The organism is Pontibacter sp. LHS1 (assembly GCF_058932855.1).
The window spans coordinates 115,803-134,380 of the sequence record NZ_JBZYWF010000007.1 but is presented as its reverse complement, the minus strand read 5'-3'; the positions used below and the strand labels follow the sequence as shown (position 1 = coordinate 134,380).

General features: G+C 50.7%; 23 protein-coding genes. 9 read left to right on the top strand and 14 right to left on the bottom strand.

Going from position 1 to position 18,578, the window contains the following annotated elements; genetic code table 11:
• Positions 1–38: 38 nt before the first annotated feature.
• Together AC5FXQ_RS14655 and AC5FXQ_RS14650 are read right to left on the bottom strand one after the other, a co-directional pair.
• Positions 39–1,352, bottom strand: a complete 1,314-nt coding sequence (locus tag AC5FXQ_RS14655; RefSeq protein ID WP_493603172.1) for a dicarboxylate/amino acid:cation symporter — start codon at positions 1,350–1,352, stop codon at positions 39–41.
• A 274-nt stretch (positions 1,353–1,626) separates the two neighbouring features.
• A complete protein-coding gene (locus AC5FXQ_RS14650; protein ID WP_493597738.1) occupies positions 1,627–2,088 on the bottom strand; it encodes a peptidylprolyl isomerase in 462 nt (153 codons plus the stop codon).
• Between the two features lie 194 nt (positions 2,089–2,282).
• Between AC5FXQ_RS14650 and AC5FXQ_RS14645 the strand changes: the two genes are divergently transcribed.
• Positions 2,283–2,912, top strand: coding sequence for a fasciclin domain-containing protein (locus tag AC5FXQ_RS14645; RefSeq protein WP_493603171.1), 630 nt, complete (start codon positions 2,283–2,285; stop codon positions 2,910–2,912).
• 2 nt (positions 2,913–2,914) lie between these two features.
• On the opposite strand, the gene AC5FXQ_RS14640 is transcribed toward AC5FXQ_RS14645, so the two are convergent.
• The 3 genes from AC5FXQ_RS14640 to AC5FXQ_RS14630 all read right to left on the bottom strand — a co-directional run bounded on the left by AC5FXQ_RS14640 (position 2,915) and on the right by AC5FXQ_RS14630 (position 6,451).
• On the bottom strand, positions 2,915–3,616 hold the full coding sequence (locus AC5FXQ_RS14640) for an SDR family oxidoreductase (RefSeq protein ID WP_493603170.1): 702 nt from the start codon (positions 3,614–3,616) through the stop codon (positions 2,915–2,917).
• 664 nt (positions 3,617–4,280) lie between these two features.
• Positions 4,281–5,204: a ribosome small subunit-dependent GTPase A gene (gene rsgA / locus AC5FXQ_RS14635; RefSeq protein WP_493603169.1), complete on the bottom strand. Its 924-nt coding sequence runs from the start codon at positions 5,202–5,204 to the stop codon at positions 4,281–4,283.
• A gap of 5 nt (positions 5,205–5,209) precedes the next feature.
• Positions 5,210–6,451, bottom strand: a complete 1,242-nt coding sequence (locus tag AC5FXQ_RS14630; RefSeq protein WP_493603168.1) for a 3-deoxy-D-manno-octulosonic acid transferase — start codon at positions 6,449–6,451, stop codon at positions 5,210–5,212.
• A gap of 387 nt (positions 6,452–6,838) precedes the next feature.
• On the opposite strand from AC5FXQ_RS14630, the gene AC5FXQ_RS14625 reads away from it, so the two are divergent.
• From AC5FXQ_RS14625 to crcB, 5 genes are all read left to right on the top strand, one after another.
• The gene (locus tag AC5FXQ_RS14625; RefSeq protein WP_493603167.1) at positions 6,839–7,315 is read left to right on the top strand and encodes a hypothetical protein; all 477 of its coding nucleotides are present in this window, start codon (positions 6,839–6,841) and stop codon (positions 7,313–7,315) included.
• Positions 7,316–7,442: 127 nt separating this feature from the next.
• Positions 7,443–8,081, top strand: a complete 639-nt coding sequence (locus tag AC5FXQ_RS14620; protein ID WP_493603166.1) for a trimeric intracellular cation channel family protein — start codon at positions 7,443–7,445, stop codon at positions 8,079–8,081.
• Between the two features lie 32 nt (positions 8,082–8,113).
• Positions 8,114–8,596, top strand: a complete 483-nt coding sequence (locus AC5FXQ_RS14615) for a GNAT family N-acetyltransferase (protein ID WP_493603165.1) — start codon at positions 8,114–8,116, stop codon at positions 8,594–8,596.
• On the top strand, positions 8,593–9,219 hold the full coding sequence (locus AC5FXQ_RS14610) for a class I SAM-dependent methyltransferase (protein WP_493603164.1): 627 nt from the start codon (positions 8,593–8,595) through the stop codon (positions 9,217–9,219). Before AC5FXQ_RS14615 ends, AC5FXQ_RS14610 begins: the two co-directional genes overlap by 4 nt.
• Positions 9,220–9,259: 40 nt before the next feature.
• Positions 9,260–9,631 carry a fluoride efflux transporter CrcB gene (gene crcB, locus AC5FXQ_RS14605; protein ID WP_493603163.1) on the top strand — a complete coding sequence of 124 codons (372 nt, stop codon included), beginning with the start codon at positions 9,260–9,262 and terminating at the stop codon, positions 9,629–9,631.
• A 4-nt stretch (positions 9,632–9,635) separates the two neighbouring features.
• On the opposite strand, the gene AC5FXQ_RS14600 is transcribed toward crcB, so the two are convergent.
• A complete protein-coding gene (locus AC5FXQ_RS14600; RefSeq protein WP_493603162.1) occupies positions 9,636–9,950 on the bottom strand; it encodes a winged helix-turn-helix transcriptional regulator in 315 nt (104 codons plus the stop codon).
• 122 nt (positions 9,951–10,072) lie between these two features.
• On the opposite strand from AC5FXQ_RS14600, the gene AC5FXQ_RS14595 reads away from it, so the two are divergent.
• Positions 10,073–10,981 carry a ClpXP adapter SpxH family protein gene (locus AC5FXQ_RS14595; RefSeq protein ID WP_493603161.1) on the top strand — a complete coding sequence of 303 codons (909 nt, stop codon included), beginning with the start codon at positions 10,073–10,075 and terminating at the stop codon, positions 10,979–10,981.
• 166 nt (positions 10,982–11,147) lie between these two features.
• Positions 11,148–11,771: an HAD-IB family phosphatase gene (locus AC5FXQ_RS14590; protein WP_493603160.1), complete on the top strand. Its 624-nt coding sequence runs from the start codon at positions 11,148–11,150 to the stop codon at positions 11,769–11,771.
• Between the two features lie 63 nt (positions 11,772–11,834).
• On the opposite strand, the gene AC5FXQ_RS14585 is transcribed toward AC5FXQ_RS14590, so the two are convergent.
• The 4 genes from AC5FXQ_RS14585 to AC5FXQ_RS14570 form a co-directional block, all read right to left on the bottom strand.
• Positions 11,835–12,464: a peroxiredoxin gene (locus AC5FXQ_RS14585; RefSeq protein WP_493603159.1), complete on the bottom strand. Its 630-nt coding sequence runs from the start codon at positions 12,462–12,464 to the stop codon at positions 11,835–11,837.
• A 31-nt stretch (positions 12,465–12,495) separates the two neighbouring features.
• Complete coding sequence (locus tag AC5FXQ_RS14580) at positions 12,496–12,960, bottom strand: Fur family transcriptional regulator (protein WP_493603158.1); 465 nt, start codon at positions 12,958–12,960, stop codon at positions 12,496–12,498.
• Positions 12,961–13,364: 404 nt separating this feature from the next.
• Entirely contained in the window at positions 13,365–14,138 is a 774-nt protein-coding gene (locus tag AC5FXQ_RS14575; RefSeq protein WP_493603157.1) for an enoyl-CoA hydratase-related protein, read from the bottom strand.
• 68 nt (positions 14,139–14,206) lie between these two features.
• Entirely contained in the window at positions 14,207–15,472 is a 1,266-nt protein-coding gene (locus AC5FXQ_RS14570; protein ID WP_493603156.1) for an aspartate kinase, read from the bottom strand.
• Positions 15,473–15,564: 92 nt separating this feature from the next.
• On the opposite strand from AC5FXQ_RS14570, the gene fbp reads away from it, so the two are divergent.
• Positions 15,565–16,590 carry a class 1 fructose-bisphosphatase gene (gene fbp, locus AC5FXQ_RS14565; RefSeq protein WP_493603155.1) on the top strand — a complete coding sequence of 342 codons (1,026 nt, stop codon included), beginning with the start codon at positions 15,565–15,567 and terminating at the stop codon, positions 16,588–16,590.
• Here fbp and AC5FXQ_RS14560 read toward each other — a convergent pair.
• From AC5FXQ_RS14560 to yihA, 4 genes are all read right to left on the bottom strand, one after another.
• Positions 16,587–16,895 (bottom strand): hypothetical protein, encoded by a 309-nt coding sequence (locus AC5FXQ_RS14560; protein ID WP_493603154.1) that lies wholly within the window; start codon positions 16,893–16,895, stop codon positions 16,587–16,589. The two genes, fbp and AC5FXQ_RS14560, sit on opposite strands and share 4 nt — an antisense overlap.
• Before the next feature lie 69 nt (positions 16,896–16,964).
• Positions 16,965–17,447: a DUF5606 family protein gene (locus tag AC5FXQ_RS14555; RefSeq protein WP_493603153.1), complete on the bottom strand. Its 483-nt coding sequence runs from the start codon at positions 17,445–17,447 to the stop codon at positions 16,965–16,967.
• Positions 17,448–17,469: 22 nt separating this feature from the next.
• Positions 17,470–17,868 carry an energy transducer TonB gene (locus tag AC5FXQ_RS14550; RefSeq protein ID WP_493603152.1) on the bottom strand — a complete coding sequence of 133 codons (399 nt, stop codon included), beginning with the start codon at positions 17,866–17,868 and terminating at the stop codon, positions 17,470–17,472.
• 73 nt (positions 17,869–17,941) lie between these two features.
• On the bottom strand, positions 17,942–18,544 hold the full coding sequence (gene yihA / locus AC5FXQ_RS14545; protein WP_493603151.1) for a ribosome biogenesis GTP-binding protein YihA/YsxC: 603 nt from the start codon (positions 18,542–18,544) through the stop codon (positions 17,942–17,944).
• Positions 18,545–18,578: the final 34 nt, after the last annotated feature.

Below are 18,578 nucleotides of genomic sequence, written 5' to 3'. Positions count from 1 at the left end.
TAAGCAGTCTTGTGTTTTAAGTGGATGTCCGGAAAAGCTTAGTCGTTTAAGCCGACGTCTTCGAGCACAGGTGGGTGCAACTGTCCTTCTGTCTGCGCCACAACCATGGCCACGGTAGCGTCGCCGGTTACGTTCACTACTGTGCGGAGCATGTCCAGGATACGGTCAGGGGCCAGGATCAAGGCAATACCTTCGATCGGGATACCTGCCTGCTGCAGTACGATCACGAGCATCACCACACCGGCACCCGGCACGGCTGCTGCCCCAATGGAGGCCAGCGTTGCTGTCATCACAATGCCGAGCTGCGTCATCAGGTCCAGGTCCATGCCATAGGCCTGTGCTATAAACACAGCAGCCACCGACTGGTACAGACTGGTGCCGTCCATGTTGATGGTTGCGCCCAGTGGCAGTACAAAGCTGGTGATTTCCCGATTAATGCCCAGTCGCTCCTCGCAACGCTCCATGGTAACAGGAAGCGTAGCCGCGCTGGAAGAAGTAGAAAGCGCCAGCATCTGCGCCGGAAAGATACCTTTGAAAAAGTCGGTGTATTTTGTTTTACCGATGGTGACAACCAGCGTTGGGTATACCAGTAGCATCATGATGGCGAGACCTGCTATCACCACCAGGCCGTAGTAGCCCAGCACCAGCAGCAGTTCCACGGCTGCACCCGGATCGTCGCCCGCAAACTCTACTACCAGTCCGGCCAGCAGGGCGAACACACCGTAAGGAGCCGCCATCATAATGATGTCCACCATTTTGAGTATGACCATGTTGACGCCGTCAAAAAAAGCGTTGACAGGGGCAGACTTGTCTTTCGGGATCATGATCAGGGCGATGCCGAAGAGGAGTGCAAAGAAGATCACCTGCAGCATGCTGCTGTTGTTGGTCATGGCCCCGAAAACATTATCCGGCACAATATCTACCAGTGCCTGCAAGGGCCCCTGTTGCTCTACAGCGGCTGCGTCGGAGGAGCGCTGCTCGGTGGTAGCTGCAAACTGAGCTTTAAACTCTTCCCGCTTTTCAGGAGAGAAAGCCTTGCCAGGCTCCACAAGGTTTACAATGACCAGGCCAAGCACTACCGCCACCACGGTCGTCATCATGTACATGCCAATGGTTTTGGTACCGATGCGCGAGAGCTTGCTCACATCACTCAGACTGGCCACACCTGTTATCAGCGATACGAGTACCAGCGGCACTGCAATCAGTTTGAGCAGGTTGATAAAGATGGTGCCAAATGGTTTGATAAAGTCGGCAGTGAACTCGATAAGGCCGAAGGTGCTGGCGGAGATTCCCCACGCTACCCCCAGGGTCATACCGATAAGAATCTGCCAGTGCAGGGCTAACTTCTTCATAAACAGGTTGGTGGCAGGCGATGTAAATGGGCCCACCCGTGTTTGGTGTAAGGTTCAGACTAATGCGTGCAGGTAAATTATCAGGTGTGGCGCTGCCAGAAAGCCTGCTAAGTATGCCCGCGTCAGGTAAAATTAAGCAAAATCCTTCAGAAAAGGCCGGAATATCTCAATTCCGAAATTTAATGGGCAGCGGAGCCAGGTATAGCAGTTTTATAAAACAAAAAGACCGCAACAGGTGCGGTCTTTTTGAGTTGGTAAACCAGTGTCGGTAAGCCTATGCTTCCTCGTTCACTACTATCTTCTCAATTCTGTCGTTGGCTCTGATCTGGTCGATCACGTCTACGCCTTCTACCACCTTGCCGAAGCAGGTATGGTTACGGTCGAGGTGCGCCGTGTTTTTGCGGCTGTGCACAATAAAGAACTGCGAGCCACCGGTGTTACGGCCGGCATGGGCCATGCTCAGCACGCCACGGTCATGGTACTGGTTCTCGCCAGTCAGTTCGCAATCGATCTTGTAGCCAGGGCCACCGGTTCCAGGTACGCCTTTAGCGCCTTCGCGTGAGTTCGGGCACCCACCCTGTATCACAAAGTCAGGAATAACGCGGTGAAAAGTAAGACCATCGTAAAAGCCATCTTTGGCAAGCTTTATAAAGTTTTCTACCGTCTTTGGAGCGTCTTTTTCATAAAATTCTACTTTCATGACGCCTTTAGCGGTATGGATTTCTGCGGTTCTCATAATTCTATCTGTTTGAAATAATGTAATACGAATAAGTACAAAAGTACGCAAAATATCTGTTGGCAGCCAGTCGGCCAGCCACCAGATTTGGCTGAAGAGGCTGCTGGCTTGGTATTTGCTAAAACTTGAAGCGCCTTAAAACAGTAATTGTACTATAGCGCGACCCCTGAATCTGACTAAAACCTGAGCCTACTATGAAAGCAATTTCCTACATATTAACCCTGTTTGGGCTCGCCATGCTGCTGCTTACTGCCTGTGATCAGCCCAAGGATACCCAAACCGGAAAAGAAGCCGACCTGCAGGAAGGCCCCAATGCCCTGCAGACGAATGGACCTGTTGAGCCGCAAGCCAGTACCGCACGCCAGATTCCAGGTGGCACAGAGGCTGCCCGTGTATCTGATCGCAGTTTACTGGATAATGTAGCAGCTAACAGTGACTTGAGTACTTTCAGCTCACTTTTACGCACGGCTGGCGTTTCTAAAAATCTAAGAGGGACGGGTCCTTATACCGTTTTTGCCCCCACCGAGGCAGCCTTTCAGGCCTTGCCTGATAGTTTGCGCAACAACCTGAATAGCCCGGAATACCGGGAGATGCTACAGCAAGTGCTCAATAACCATATCATAGCAGGAAAGTTGACTACGAATGACCTGCAGGATGGTGCTATCCTGAAAACAGCGGCAGGACGGCAACTGAAAGTCACAAAGCGCAATAGCAATGTGCGCATTGACAGTGCCTTGATAGAGGATCCTGATGGGATGAGCAGCAATGGCGTGCTGCATACGATAGACAAAGTACTTGTGCCAGTAGAGGAAACTATTCTATAAACCTAGAACGGGTTCGTTGCCCAGACGGCCATCTCTGGTATAAAGCCTCTGTCATCGAGTTCCAGCGCTCCTTTGATCGCCCGTGCAATCTCACGGCCACGTAGTTTATTAGGCTGGTTGTCACGCTCCTCCCGCTCTTCACGACCAAATGCCGTGGTGACCTCGCTGGGGTTCAGCAGCATGACGCGCACATTGTAGGGACGCAGTTCCATCTGCCAGCACTGGGTCATGCCGCGCAAGGCAAACTTAGAAGAAGCGTACACTGTACCGCCCTCGTATCCTTTGGTAGCAGCTGTAGAGCCGATGTTGATGATGTTGCCGTAGTTCTGTTTTTTGAAGATCTCAGCAGCTCGTTTCCCCATCATGGCTGCTCCGAACACATTCACACTATAGATCCGCTGAAAGTCTTCCAGCGACACATCCTCGATTCTCTTAGAGTAGCCAATCCCGGCATTGTTGATCAGTGCGTCTAACCTGCCGTATTCGTTCATAAATGCCTTGTAAGTCAGCTTCACGTCATCAGGGTTTGCTACATCAGCTGTAATGGGCATAGCACCAAGTTCCCGTGCCGCCTTGTGCGTCCGTTTCTCGTCACGACCTGTAATAGCTACGTTCGCACCGTGCTCGATGAGTAGTCTGGCCGTGGCATAGCCGATACCGAGTGTGCCGCCTGTGATCAGGATATTCGCGTTTTCGATTTTCATAGTGATAGAGGTGAGGTTTGATTTTGTAATAACGTGGGAGGGGTGGTTGTAGTTGAGGTTGTGCCTGCAGCGGGATTTTCGCCTTGCCGGCGGGGCTCTTTGTTATGGCGCGAGTCGCATATCCCGAACTTGTTTCGGGACGTCCTCGCTCGTGACTACTATAGAGGGGCCTCTGGCCCAGGTATAGCAACCAGTATTGCTTTGTAGCTTGCCCTGGCCGGGCAGGCCCTACTTTTTGTCTTGACACAAATCGAGGGCCCCTACCCCCAAAGTAGGCAAAAAAGTCAAGACTCCCCAAATCGAGGGCCCCTACCCCCACTCGCTGAACACTCAAACAGTGGGTAGTCAGTTGGTGCACCTGGCTCAGGTGATTTGTTGCATAGCTGGAGGGGCAAGAATGTCTTTCGATTCCTGCCAGTGGTCATTTACTACAGAGCTATTCCTGTTAGTCAATTTTTACAGAGAGTCCCCCTTTGAAGGGGGCAGGGGGATGACAGCGTTCTCAAGACAGTTACTGTAACTACAGCGCTTATACCTTTGAGAATGTAGTGACTGAATTCCCCTCTCGGGAGGGGTAGGTACAATTAGCAGGAATAATGAATGACAGAACATACGAAGCTATACCTGCTGAATGGCAGCTACAGAAAAGTCCCCAACTCTTAAACTACTTCCGATTATCTTCCCCATGCATCATGCTGAGGTAGCTCTCATACCTGGTCAGGGCGATTTCATTTTTACGCACAGCCTCTACCACGGCGCAGCCGGGCTCGTTGAAGTGGGTGCAGTTGTTGAAGCGGCACTGGTTGAGGCGCTCGCGCATTTCGGGAAAGAAGTGACCGAGTTCTTGTTTGGGAATGTCGACGATGCCGAGCTCTTTGATGCCTGGTGTGTCGATGATGAAAGTTTCCGGGTCAATTTCGAACATCTCGGCGAAGGTAGTCGTGTGCACGCCTTTGTCGGAGAAGCCGGAGATTTCGGAGGTTTTCAGGTCAAGGTCAGGTACGATCAGGTTAATAAGGGTGGACTTGCCCACACCCGAGTGACCCGAGAAGAGCGTAGTCTTACCATGCAACAGCTCCTTCAGCTCATTTATACCTTCGTTAGTATGTGCCGACACAGCCATTACCTTGTAGCCAACTCGCTCATACAGGTAGGCGATCTGTCGCTGGTACTCCTGCATGTCTTCGTCGTAAAGGTCAGTTTTGTTGTAAACGATCACAGTAGGTATACCGTAAGCCTCGGCCGTTACCAGAAAGCGGTCGATGAAGCCGAAGGAGGTCCGTGGAGAAACCAGCGTCGCGATCAACAGGGCTTGGTCGAGGTTGGCGGCGATGATGTGGGCGTGCTCTGCCTTGTGTGTGGATTTGCGGATGATGTAGTTTTCGCGGTCTTCAATTTTGTGAATTACGGCCGTGTCTTCGCCGGTAGTTTCTACGTCGAACTCCACACGGTCGCCCACGGCCAGCGGATTGCTCACCTTCATGCCCTTGAGCTTGAACTTGCCGCGCAGACGGGCCCGGTGTAGTTTGCCATCCGCATCACGCACTAAATACCACGACCCCGTCGATTTTACTACAACTCCTTTCATTCGTTTTATGTCAACAGCTGGCGCACGTCGGTCATGATCTTTGCCGTGGCACCCGCCTGTTCGTGTACGTAAGTTTTTTCTTTGTCGGTTATACCTTGGCGTAGTCCGGGCGTGGTATGCACCCGCTCAAAAGCCTGCAACAGTTCCTCTGCGTTATTTATCGGGAAGGCACAGCCCAGCGCCACCAAATCCTTCGCCTCCTGAAACTTGTCGAATTTCGGACCGAAGAACAGCGGCAAGCCAAAAACAGCAGCCTCCAGTGTGTTGTGCAGCCCCTTGCCGAAAGCCCCGCCAATGTAAGCATAAGTGCCATAGCTGTAAAGCGATGAGAGCATGCCGATGTTATCAATCACCAGCACGTTATACCGACCTGCATCCGCCTCCATGGCCTGCGAAAAGCGCACAGCATCCTCGCCGAACTGTTGCATCATCTGACTGATACCGCTCTCGTTAATTTCGTGCGGAGCGATGATGAACTGTATACCTTGGCGGTACTTCTGAATCAACGGCAAGAGCACCTCAATATCTGCAGGCCAGCTACTGCCTATCATAAACACCGCTTTGCCCTGCGCAAAAGCCTCCACCACAGGTATAGTTTTCACGCTGGCGGCCGTCTGCAGCACCCGGTCGAAGCGAGTGTCGCCGGCAATGCTGGCTTTGCTTATACCTATACCTTGCAGGAGCTTCAGGGAAGCTTCGTTCTGGGTATAGATGTGCGTGAAGCGCTGCAGTATGCTGCGGTTGAAGCCGCCGTAGGGTTTGAAGAACACTTGGTCTGGACGGAAAATCGCCGAGATAGAAAGCACAGGTATAGCCCGCTCCTGCAGCGCTTGCAGGTAGTAGTGCCAGAACTCGTACTTCACAAACACCGCCAGCTTCGGCTGCACGATGTCCAGAAAGCGGTTGGCGTTGCTGTAGCTGTCGAGTGGCAGGTAGAAGATGTAGTCGGCGCCCGCGTAGTTTTTGCGCACCTCATAGCCGGAAGGGGAGAAGAAGGTGAGCACCACTTTATACCTTGGAAACGCCTCTTTGAAAGCCTCAATAACAGGCCGCCCTTGCTCAAACTCCCCCAGCGACGCGCAGTGGAACCACACTACCGGCGCCGTGTTGCCCTGCAGCTGTTGTGCCATCCGCTCAAACTGGCTTTCACGACCCGTCTGCATCAGCTTTGCCTTCTGGTGAAAAGGTGCCGCCAAGGCAATAGCCGCCTGGTAAGCTTTCAGTCCGATGTCGTATAGTAGTTTCAAGTATAATTTCTGGTAATGACCTCACAGTGTCCCCGAAAGCATTATGGATCTTCGACTTCCAGACCTGTGAGTGGCTTGTTGCATTGTAGCAAAGGCCTCTTTCCAGACACTAATAGGTTTGATAAACGCTGTTAGGTTTAGAGGCTTCACGGTGCAAATATAGGGTATTCTAGAGCGATAGTGGTAAGGAGGCTTTACTTTGTAATTAGCGAAGAGGATTTGCTTAGTGATTGGATGTGATAAAGTGTATTTGGAGATGAAAAAAGGGCAGTATTTTGGCCAATAGATATAAGACAAAAGTGTATGTTTACCCTTTCAAATAAGTTAGCAAACTTCTATTTGAATAAGAAGGATCAAATTGATGTAATGCATTAGAATATAGCAAGTATGCCAGGTATAAAGAAAGTTTCATTACTATTAATCACGCTGATCTGCGTCATTATGTTCACTAGTTGTAGTCAAAAGGAAGAGGTTACTCCTTCCTCTTCATGGGCAACTGCTACCATCGGCGGTCAAAGCTTCATCTCTATAAAATGTATTGCTCGTATTCTTGAGGCTCCTCTACTAGTGTCTTCCGAGCCTTTGATTGCCCTAAACTATACAGATTCTAGAGGAGAAATATTAACTCTTTATGTGCCATTGCCTCTACAGGCAGGTTCGGAGACTACAGAGCCACATGTTGTTCTTTTTAAGGGTAAGAATGGCACAGGTCATGGGGTTAATGCTTCGTCCGTAATACAGGTTACCTATCATGACACTGATGCTAAATTAATAAAAGGAACCTTCTCAGGAACTGTGATTGATTCAAGGTCTGGCTATGGTTCACTGGAAGTAACAGATGGGAAGTTTGAGGCAGAGTATTAGAATGAGGTAAGAAAGTATCTGCCTTATTCAATGAAAGAATAAATAGGAAGAATCTGAATATATTGGCAAGGGCCAATACAAAGAAAATAGCAAAAACCACCATCAAACTTTATATACCTCACCCCCCTTGGAAGGACTCTTCATCACCGCCATCGACCTCACCGGAACCTTCGTCTTTGCCATAAGCGGTATCAGGCTGGCTTCGGGTAAGAACATCGACTGGTTCGGGGCTTATATCATTGGCTTGGTCACGGCCATCGGCGGTGGCACCACCCGGGACTTGTTACTCGGTGTAACGCCTTTCTGGATGCTGAACGGTACCTACTTCCTCACCACCGGTGTGGCGCTTCTAGCGGCTCTGCTATTCAAAGAAAGAATCTTTCGGCTGGGGAGCACCCTGTTTCTATTCGACGCCATCGGGCTTGGGTTGTTTACAGTGGTGGGTATCAGCAAAAGCCTGGAGGCGCAACTGCCATTCTGGGTGGCGATTGTCATGGGTACCATTACAGGTTCCGTCGGAGGACTTATCCGGGATGTGCTCTTAAACGAAGTGCCGCTCCTCCTGCGCCGCAATATTTATGCGCTCGCCTGTGTTGCCGGCGGACTCGTTTACTTTTTGTGCACACAGCTTAACCTTCCAACGAGCGTGACGGAAATGCTTGCAGCTTCAGTCGTGATACTGGTTCGGGTAGTGGCCGAGAAGTTTAACATCCATTTGCCTGTGCTGAATCCTGTGAATCAGGATGAGGAGGAAATAACCAAATAACCCAATAACCCAATAACCCAATAACATATTGCATGCCTACTATCATCCGTCCCATACAATCATCCGACAACGAGCCATTGGCCACTTTGATCCGAAACGTTTTTCGCGAGTTTAAGATAGACATGCCAGGTACGGTGTATACCGACCCGACCACCGACGCTTTGTATGAGCTCTTCCAACAACCTGCCAGCACTTACTTTGTGGCCGAGGAAAACGGCACCATCATAGGTGGCTGCGGCGTATATCCCACCGAAGGCCTGCCAAAAGGCTGTGCCGAGCTGGTGAAATTTTATCTTGCCGCAGAGGCCAGGGGAAAGGGGATAGGGCACCAGCTGATGCAGCAAAGTATAGCAGCCGCCCGGGAGCTAGGCTACATGCAGCTATACCTTGAGTCGTTCCCCGAACTGGCCAAAGCCGTATCGATGTATGAGAAAGCAGGCTTCAGGCCCATACCACACGCGATGGGGAACTCGGGCCACTACGCCTGCAACATCTGGATGCTGAAAGACCTATGACCGTAGAACAGGCTTATAACAGTTGGGCTGCGCAGTACGACACCAACAAGAACCGAACCCGCGATCTGGAAGCCGTGGCTTTGCGCAAGACGCTGGCCGATGTGCCTTTCGAGACATGCCTGGAGATAGGCTGCGGCACGGGCAAAAACACTGAATGGCTGGTGCGAAGGGCTATGCACGTCACGGCGGTGGATTTATCTGCCGCTATGCTCGGGCGGGCCCGAAAGAAAGTGAGCTCTAACAAAGTTACGTTCCAACAAGCCGACATCATACAGCCCTGGAAATTCGCTACGCAGGTATACGATCTCGTTACTTTCAGCCTGGTGCTGGAACACATTCAAATCTTGGATTCTATTTTTAAGCAAACGGCAACTGCACTGAAAACCGGAGGCTACGTCTACATCGGCGAACTACATCCTTTCAAGCAATACACCGGCACCAAGGCCCGCTTCGACACAGAAGAAGGACGGCAGGAGGTGTCATGCTATACCCACCACATATCGGAGTTTGTGCAGACTGCCAGACAGTACGGCTTGAAACTGGTCGACTTAAACGAATATTTTGATGACAACGACCGCACCGGTGTACCACGCATTCTGACCATCCTTTTGCAGAAGGTATAGAAAGCCCTACTTTTATGCTTTCAGAACCAAGCTCAACCCGATGAAAATACTTTTAGCTATAGGAGTAGGGAGTTTTATAGGCGGCATGCTGCGCTATCTGCTCACCCTTTTTATCCAAACCCGTGCTACTATTGCTTTCCCTTTCGGCACCTTGGGCGTTAACCTGATTGGTTGCTTTCTGATGGGCTTACTCTTTGCGCTGCTTTCCAAAAGCTCGGTGGGTCCTGAGTGGCGCCTTTTCCTGGTGACTGGTGTGTTGGGTGGTTTTACTACTTTCTCCGCTTTCTCACTGGAGTCGGTTCACATGCTGCAGACAGCACAGTATGGGCAGGCGATAGTTTATATTTTGGCAAGCGTGCTGCTGGGGCTGCTGGCTACTTTTGCCGGTATCTGGCTGGTCAGGCTGGCGTAGCCGATCAGCCTGGCAAGTCTTCTATACTCCTGAAAACGGATACCATTGCCAGGCCTCTTTCCGATAAGGTATACTCAATGTGCAGTGGCTTTTCCTGTACCACAGTTTTCACCAGAATATCCGCCTCCTCCATTTCTTTCAGCGCTGTTGCCACCGACTGCTTATTGGAGCCCGGCAGCTGGCGCAGCAGACTGTTAAAGCGCACCGGCCCATCCAAAGCCAGTCTGAAAATCTGCGGCTTCCATTTTCCGGATAACTGTTTTAAGATTTCCTCCGCAGGGCAGCTCGCCTCCTCCTGATGTAAATTGTTGGTAGTCATGTTTTCTTGACCAATTGACTCTCCTGAAATATAGGCCGACCTTTGTAAAGGTAGTTAAATCAGAACTGATAGATAAGGCTAACAGGCCTGCAATTACAAAGTTTAACGAAAATTAATAGACCATGGAGACAAAACCGATGCATTGCGATATAGAGACCGGCATTTGTGAAATTCCGGTGACACAGGAAAGCTCAGAAGATACAACCATTGCAGCGGCCAAGAAGCCGATCAAACTGCTGTACTTCACCGACCCGATCTGTTCCTCGTGCTGGGGTATCGATCCGCAACTGAAGAAACTGACACTGGAATACGGGCCATACTTTGAAGTGGAGTACCGCATGGGCGGGTTGTTGCAGAGCTGGGAAACCTACGGCGGTCGCGACGTGAACGGGCCTGTCAGCGTAGCCAGGCACTGGGAAGAAGCCGGTGCTCACTACGAAATGCCCATAGACGGCGACCTTTGGCTGGAAGACCCGCTGGCATCCTCTTATCCACCTTCCATCGCCTTTAAAGCGGCCCAGTTGCAGAGCGAAGAAAAAGCCGTGAAGTTTTTAAGGAGAATCAAGGAAATGGTTTTTCTGGAAAAGAAGAATATTGCCCGTTGGGAAAACCTGGCGCTTGCAGCCGAGCAAACCGGTTTGGATGTAGTACAGTTCAGGTCAGATAACGAAGGAAAAGCAATCACGCTGTTTCAGGAGGATCTGGCGCTGGCGCGTCAGCTGGGAGTACGGGGCTTTCCGACCATCTTTGTGACTGACGCACAGGACAGCCGCATCCTGGTATACGGCTCCCGCCCTTATGAACAGTACGAACAGGCGCTGCTCCAGCTACATCCGGAGGCGAAAAAGCAGGGCTACAATAAAGCCTATACCTCGCTCTTTGACAAGTACAGCACCCTTACAACCAGGGAATATGCTCTGATCTCCGGGGAGGAAACCACCGAGGCTGAGACACTCCTGCATAAGTTGCATGCAGAAGGCAAGCTCGGGAAGTATGCTTCTAAGAATGGCGCCTTATGGATGAAACTTTAAGCAGTTTGGGTGAAGTGTAAAAGCGCAGAGCCCCGGCAATTGTCGGGGCTCTGCGCTTTATGTTGGCAGGTATACCTTAACTACTGCGCCTGCAGAAGGCATAGCCCTGTCTTGCTGTTTTCCGTAAACCCCATACCTGCTACTGCAGGTATAAACTTAGCTTAGCATGACGGAAAAAGAACAGAAAGAAATAAAGGTCGCCGTTTTTGATCTGAACGGCACTTTCTATAACAAGAGCTCCAAAGATGAGTTCTTCAAGTTTGTCGGCAAGAAGCGGCCGCGCCGGCTGGCCTATTACTTCCAGATGATCTACTACAAACTACTCCTGAAGCTGAACCAGATCCGGCAGACTGAGTTCAAGGAGAACTTCTTCAACTACCTCGACGGCATCCCACCCAGGCAGCTGGAGCAATATGCCCGGGAATACTGGCGGCAGGAGTATCCGGAGCAGTTCAATCAGGAGATAAAAAACCGGCTGGACAGGTTGAAGAAAGATGGCGTGCAGGTAGTATGCGCCACAGGTGCACTGGAGGTATACGTGAAGCCTTTGTTTGATGAACTATACCCTATAGACGCCTACTTCGGAACCCAGACCAGGTATACAGACGATACCTACCTCGTAGAGGGCAAAGCCTGCAAGGCCGAAGAGAAGCTGAAGCGGCTCGACAAACACTTCAACGGCAGGCCTTACCGAATAGTCGAAGCCTACTCCGACAGCAAAGAAAACATACTGGACAAAGCCGATCGGGCCTGGCTGGTGAAGGATGATGGGAGCATGGTGCGCCTTTAGCTCCCCAAAAACAAAAAGCCCCGACTATTGTCGAGGCTTTTCTATGCTTAAAGCTGTTTAGGCTTAGTGATTAGAAAGGTAGTTAGATACGCCTTCTTTTGTAGCCTGCATACCTTCTTTGCCTTCAGACCAGTTGGCTGGGCAAACTTCGCCTTTCTCTTCGAAATACTGCAGGGCATCTACCATACGCAGCGCCTCGTCGATAGAACGGCCAAGTGGAAGGTCGTTTACAACCTGGTGACGAACAACACCTTCTTTGTCGATCAGGAACAGACCGCGGTAAGCAACCGGCTCGCCTACGAAGATAGCTTCGCCTTCTTCGTTGTAGTCGTAGTGACCAGCCAGCACGTCGAAGTTCTGAGCGATCGTCTTAGCAGCGTCAGCTACCAGCGGGTACTCAACACCCTCGATACCACCTTGGTTGCGTGGTGTGTTCAACCATGCGAAGTGAGAAAAATGCGTGTCGGTAGAGCAACCAACTACGGCTACGTTCTTACGATCGAACTCTTCCATTCTGTCCTGGAATGCGATGATCTCAGTAGGGCAAACAAACGTGAAGTCCATTGGGTAAAAATAGAAAATCACGTGCTTCTTGCCGATGTACTGGTCAAGTGAAAAGTTCTCTACGAATTCGCCGTTTACTACAGCTGTAGCTTTGAAAGAGGGTGCTTTTTTACCTACTAATACTGCCATTTTGTTTTGTTTTATTGGGTTTTGAAAAAATCTATTTAGGTACTCGTGTAATACTAATCTTTTTGTCGGGCTCTACTTTGCAGCCTGTCAGCTGCACCGAAAAGCCTTTGATCTCGAAGTTCTCCAGCTTTCGCTCACTAAAGAACTTGAGCAGCAACTGCTCCAACTCTTCGTCCTCAAAATCAACGATCTCCTTGGTCTTGCTGCAGTAGATGTGGCTATGCGTCATCGTATTTGAATCGTAACGCTTGCTGCCCTGTTCTGACACCACCCGTCGCAGCATACCTGTTTCAGTAAAGGTGTCCAGCGTTTTGTAGACCGTGCCCAGCGAAATCGTGGGGTTAGCCGGTCTTAATCGCTGAAAGATATCCTCTGCCGTCGGGTGCGATCCGTGCAATTCCGCCACCGCTTCGAGCACAACAATGCGCTGGTGCGTGGCCTTCAGGCCGCACTCAATCAGGCTTTGTCGTATTTCGTCTCGGGTCAGGTGTTGCATACTGCAGATAAGAATGATTCTTAACTAGGAATAGTTCCGCAAAGGTATGGCTTCTCTTTAAGAATTAAAAGTGAAGCGCTAAAAGTTGTCCGTGAATGGGGGAACTTTGGGAGGGAAAGAGTTTGGGAGTTTAGGGATTGAGGAGGTAAGAAGTTGAAAATATAGAGACGTTTCGCCGTAACGTCGTGGTGATAGGTGGAATTGTCGTCCCGTTGTAGGGACAGGTCGTGACCTGTCCGAATCGTTCACAGGCTATACCTGTTCCGCCCTCGCGTGACGTGAGTGAGAGACGTTAATAATAGCTGTCATTTCGAATGCAATGAGAAATCTGAAGTCGAGCGAATCTTTATCCAGATTTCTCATTGCATTCGAAATGATAAGCAGAGTTTAACTCCTAAACTCTCTTACCTTCCCTTAAACTCCGGCCTGCGCTTCTCCACAAAGGCGTTCATCCCTTCGGTTTGGTCTTCGGAGGCGAAGCAGAGGTAGAAGTTCTTGCGCTCGAAGTGCAGGCCTTCGTCGAGGTTGGTTTCGAAAGAGCGGTTCACGGATTCTTTGGCCAGCTTAGCGGCTACCGGTGACATCTGGGCTACTTCTCCGGCTAGTTTAAAGGCTTCTTCCAGGTATAGCTCCACCGGCACCACGCGGTTGATCAGGCCGTGCTTTTCCGCTTCGTCGGCACTCATGAACTTACCCGTCAGTACCATCTCCATGGCTTTGGCCTTGCCAATAGCTTTGGTCAGGCGCTGTGTACCGCCTGCGCCCGGCATTACCCCGATCTTGATCTCCGGCTGACCAAACTGTGCCGTTTCTGATGCCACGATCATGTCGCAGGTCATGGCCAGTTCGCAGCCGCCGCCCAGCGCAAACCCTGATACGGCCGCGATGATCGGCTTCTTCGTTTTGCGGATCTGATCCCAGGTAGAGAACTGATCGATGTTGAGCATGTCGATAGCTGTTTTGCCAGCCATCTGCTTGATGTCGGCACCGGCGGCGAAGGCACGTTCGTTGCCCGTAATGATGATGGCACGCACATCGTCGTTATCATCCAGCTCTTTCAGAGAATCACGCAGCTCACCCATCAGTTGCAGATTCAGGGCATTAAGTTCTTTGGGGCGGTTAAGTTGGATTAAGGCCACGTGCGGACGGGCCTGTGGGGTAACAAGTATAAATTCCATAGTTCTGTCGATGTTAGTTCCGGACTAAGTTACGGCTTTTAGGGAAATCGGGAAAAGGGGAGGCGGGGTTACCTACACACCACCTGGAAGGTCGTTCTGGTCCGTTGTTCCAGCAGAACTTCTTTGCCTTTGATGATCTCCTGTATACTGGCGTTGTCATAATTCTTGATTGTGAACAGCTGCAGGCCAGTATTGTAATGGATGCTGAACTGGTCCTGTAAGGTCTCGATCAACTGTTTGAGCCGTTCTTCATGGTAGTCTGTACAAATCGAAAACGAAATAGCCGAGTTCTGCATCAGGTTGATCTTCAGCCTCAACTCCGACAGGGCGTTGAAGATGGTGCCGAGGTTTTTCTCGCTGATGAAAGTAAAATCCTTGGCACTGAATGACACGAGGCACTGGTTGTCTTTCACAATAAAGGCCGGTGCCAGTTTCTCGAAACGGCAGTCGCAGATCTTGGTGCCTTCCGCAGTTGGGTCCAGAAACGACTTTACATAGAGCGGGATCGACTTGTTTGCCAGTGGCTTGATTGTCTTGGGGTGGATAACAGAAGCACCGTAATAAGCCATTTCCACCGTCTCCTGGTAGTCCAACTCGCGGTAGCGTACGGTATTGGCAAAGCGCTTGGGGTCAGCGTTGAGCAGACCGGCTACGTCTTTCCAAATGTACAGCCCCTCAGCATCGAGGCAGTAAGCGAAGATGGCACCGCTGAAGTCGGAGCCCTCGCGGCCGAGGGTGGTGGTAAGGCCATTGTTGGTGCCACCCAGGAAGCCCTGCGTCACGATAAGCTGTTGCGCCAGTATATCGGGTAGATCGCGCTTGATCACCCGTTCGGTCCAGGCCCAGTCAATGCGGGCTTCGCGCCAGGTATTATCTGTCTGAATATATTTTCGGCTGTCTATCCAGGCATTGGCTATACCTTGTTCCTGTAAAAAATAATGCACTATAACAGAAGATATTAGCTCGCCAAAGCTCACGACCTGGTCATAGCCTTTGTCGTAATTAGAGGCTGACTGGCCTTTGGCAGACTGCAGCACCTGCTGCAATTGAGCGAACAGATGTTCGAGTCGTTCGTATACAGGGTGTTCCCGGTTCGGAAAAAGCTCATTAACAATAGATAGATGGTATTGGCGGCTCTGATGCAGCGCGTCATGGAAGTCCTGCCCCGCAGCGGCCAGGCCGTATACCTGTTCCAGGGCGTTGGTCGTTTTGCCCATAGCGGACACGACCAGAAGCAGTTCTTTTTCGCCGCCCTGTGCGGATACAATGTGAGCCAGATTTTGCAGTGCAAGGGCATCTTTTACAGAAGCGCCACCAAACTTAAATACTTTCATCAATTGAGACTATTGCTGCGTAAATGTAAGTATCCTTCGGTTATGTTTCAAAATATCATATTTTTGTAGCTATATATTTAAATTTCACCATAATGAATGACAAACTAGCGCTTCCTGTCGGCACCACGCTTGACAGGTTTATCATGAGAAAGCAGGAGGACTTCCCTTTTGCGACCGGAGAACTATCGCAGTTGCTGCGCGACATAGCCCTGGCAGCCAAAATCGTGAACCGTGAAATTAACCGTGCCGGCCTGATCGATGTAACAGGTGCCTATGGTCAGCAGAACGTGCAGGGAGAGGAACAACAGAAACTCGATGTGATCGCCAACATTCGCTTCATACGCGCCCTTCGTAACGGAGGCGAGGTGTGCACGATCATCTCGGAGGAGGAAGACGAGATCATTCATACCGGCAACCTCAAAGGCAAGTACATTGTCGCTATCGACCCGCTGGACGGCTCATCCAATATCGACGTGAACGTGTCGATCGGGACTATTTTCTCTATATACCGTCGTCTTTCTGATCCAGGGAAGGAAGGGACCATGGAAGACTGCATGCAGAACGGCACGCACCAGATCGCGGCTGGCTATGTAGTGTATGGCTCCTCAACCATGATGGTGTACACCACAGGTCATGGCGTAAACGGCTTTACGTATGAGCCATCGCTGGGTGAATTTTTCCTGTCGCACCCAAACATGTGCACCCCAAAAACAGGCACGATCTACTCTTGCAACGAGGGCGGCTACAACAGCTTCCCGGAGGGCATCAAAAATTACCTGAGCTATTGCAAAGAAAACGGTTACTCGGGCCGCTACATCGGGTCGCTGGTATCTGATTTCCACCGCAACCTGATCAAAGGCGGAGTGTACATCTACCCGTCTACAGCAAAAGCGCCTAACGGCAAACTGCGCCTGTTGTACGAGTGCAACGCCCTGGCCTTTATCGCTGAGCAGGCAGGAGGCAAGGCTTCCAACGGCAAAAGCCGCATCATGGAAATAGAACCAACAGAACTGCACCAGCGCTCACCGTTGATCATCGGATCTGCCGACATGGTAGACAAGGTGGAGGAGTTTATGAAAGCAGAAGTGAAGAAGAATGAAGCTGTAGCCGCGAACTAATTCTGGCTATACCGGAAGCGGATCTGTGCTTTAAGCAGTTCGCGCTCCACAATCAAATGGGCTATGTTTTCGGCTACTTCTTCTTCGGAGGCCGCGAGCATAGCCTGTTTTACTTTGCGCTCCTCTACATCGATGCGGTAAAGTATATGCAGGAGTTGGTTCAGGTTATGGCGGAGCAGGTATAGCACCATGCGGGATACTTCCTGTATTAAGTCGTTTTCCTGGGAAGGCAGCCGGTGCTCTGATTCAAACACCCGCTGCAGCTGTCGTGCGGCAGTTGCAAGAAGGGCAGGAGAGTAAGTCATAGCTGTAAGCGTAAGGTATAGCGATAAAAAAAGCCCTCCTGTCCGGAGGGCTTTTCTATGGGTAGAATTTTACTTCTTGGTTTTCTTTGCCTTTGATTCAGCCTTTTCTTCTGTTGCAGTTTCTTCGGTGCTTTCCTCTGAGGCAGCTTCCTCGTCTGCTGTAAAGCCAATGTGTTGGTTCACAATGCTGTACCAGGTCGTGAGCTTCTTCATGTCAGACACATACACGCGGTCTTCGTCATAGTCAGGCAGTACGTCAGACATAAAGCTCTTCAACTCCTCGTCAGAAGGCTTGTCGCCGAAAGGCAGCTCCCCGTTGTATTTCTGGTGGATGCGATCCATCACATCGGCCAGAGGCACGGTTGCTTCCTCGTCGTTGGTGTAGATCGAGATCTCGTCCAGCAGCGACATGCGGTGGCGCGCCTGGGCTACCATGCGGGTAGGCTTGTCAGAAAGGCTCTCTACGATTACGCCATTGCGTGTTGGCTTTACGATGCGGTAAAGTCCGCTCATGCCGGCAATGGCTGCAACTTGTCTTAAATCAATAGGCATAATCAGGTATAAAAACTGTTGGTTATAGTTTGAACATTATGGGCACGCTGGCCACCATGCCGAAGCCGGGCCCGGGTGCCTTGAATTTCAGCATCTTGGCAATGCGCATGGCCTCCTCTCCGGTGCCTGCGCCAGCGTTTTTCAGGACTCTGAAGCCTGAGGTGGAGCCGTCTTCATTGAGCGTAAAGCTAACGATGCACTCGCCCTGCACTCGGTTGCGTCGGGCCAAAGCCGGGTACTGTATCTGCTTGTCGATGAACTTATACATGGCCTCCTGGCCACCTTTGTAGTACTCCGCCACAGGTATAGACTTGGACGGCATCCATACTTCCTTTTCCGTTGCCGTGTCGGCTGATTGAGCAGAAGCGGCAAAGGTCATAAAGGCAAATAAAAGAAACAAAATTGAGATTCTACTTTTCATAAGGGTAAAGAATTTAAGTTTGAGTTGGTGCACACCTGGCAGATCTTTCCCCAAACCGCATACCCTGTGGCAATTAGTATTGCACCTGTGCGTTTACCTCTTCTATAAATTGAAGGATCTCTTCGCGACCAGTTCTTTTTTCAGCAGAGGTTTTGAACATGCGGGGAAGTTCGTCCCAGGTTTCCTGCATCTTACGGGCATACGCGGCTATGGTTGAGTCGGTCTTGGCGGCTGACTGCTTGTCGGTTTTGGTGAACACGATCACAAAAGGAACGCCGAGCTCGCCCAGATGTTGCATAAAGTCGAGGTCAACCTGCATGGGCTCGTGCCGTGAGTCGATGAGCACAAACACGCAGGTAAGGTTTTCCCGCTTCTGCATGTAATAGTTGATCATCTTGCGCCACTGCTCCCGTGACTCCTTGCTCACTTTGGCATAGCCATAGCCAGGCAAATCGACCAGGTACCACTGATCATTGATCAGGAAATGGTTGATGAGCTGTGTTTTGCCCGGGGACTGGGAGGTCTTGGCTAGCCCTTTCTGCTCGGTAAGCATGTTGATGAGCGAGGACTTGCCCACATTGGAGCGGCCGATAAAAGCATACTCCGGTTTGTTGGGTTCCGGGCATAAGTCGACCCGGGTATTACTTATTAGAAACTTTGCTTCTTTGATAACCATGCTGTTGCTAGCTTAAGCCACCAAGCCTGTAGTT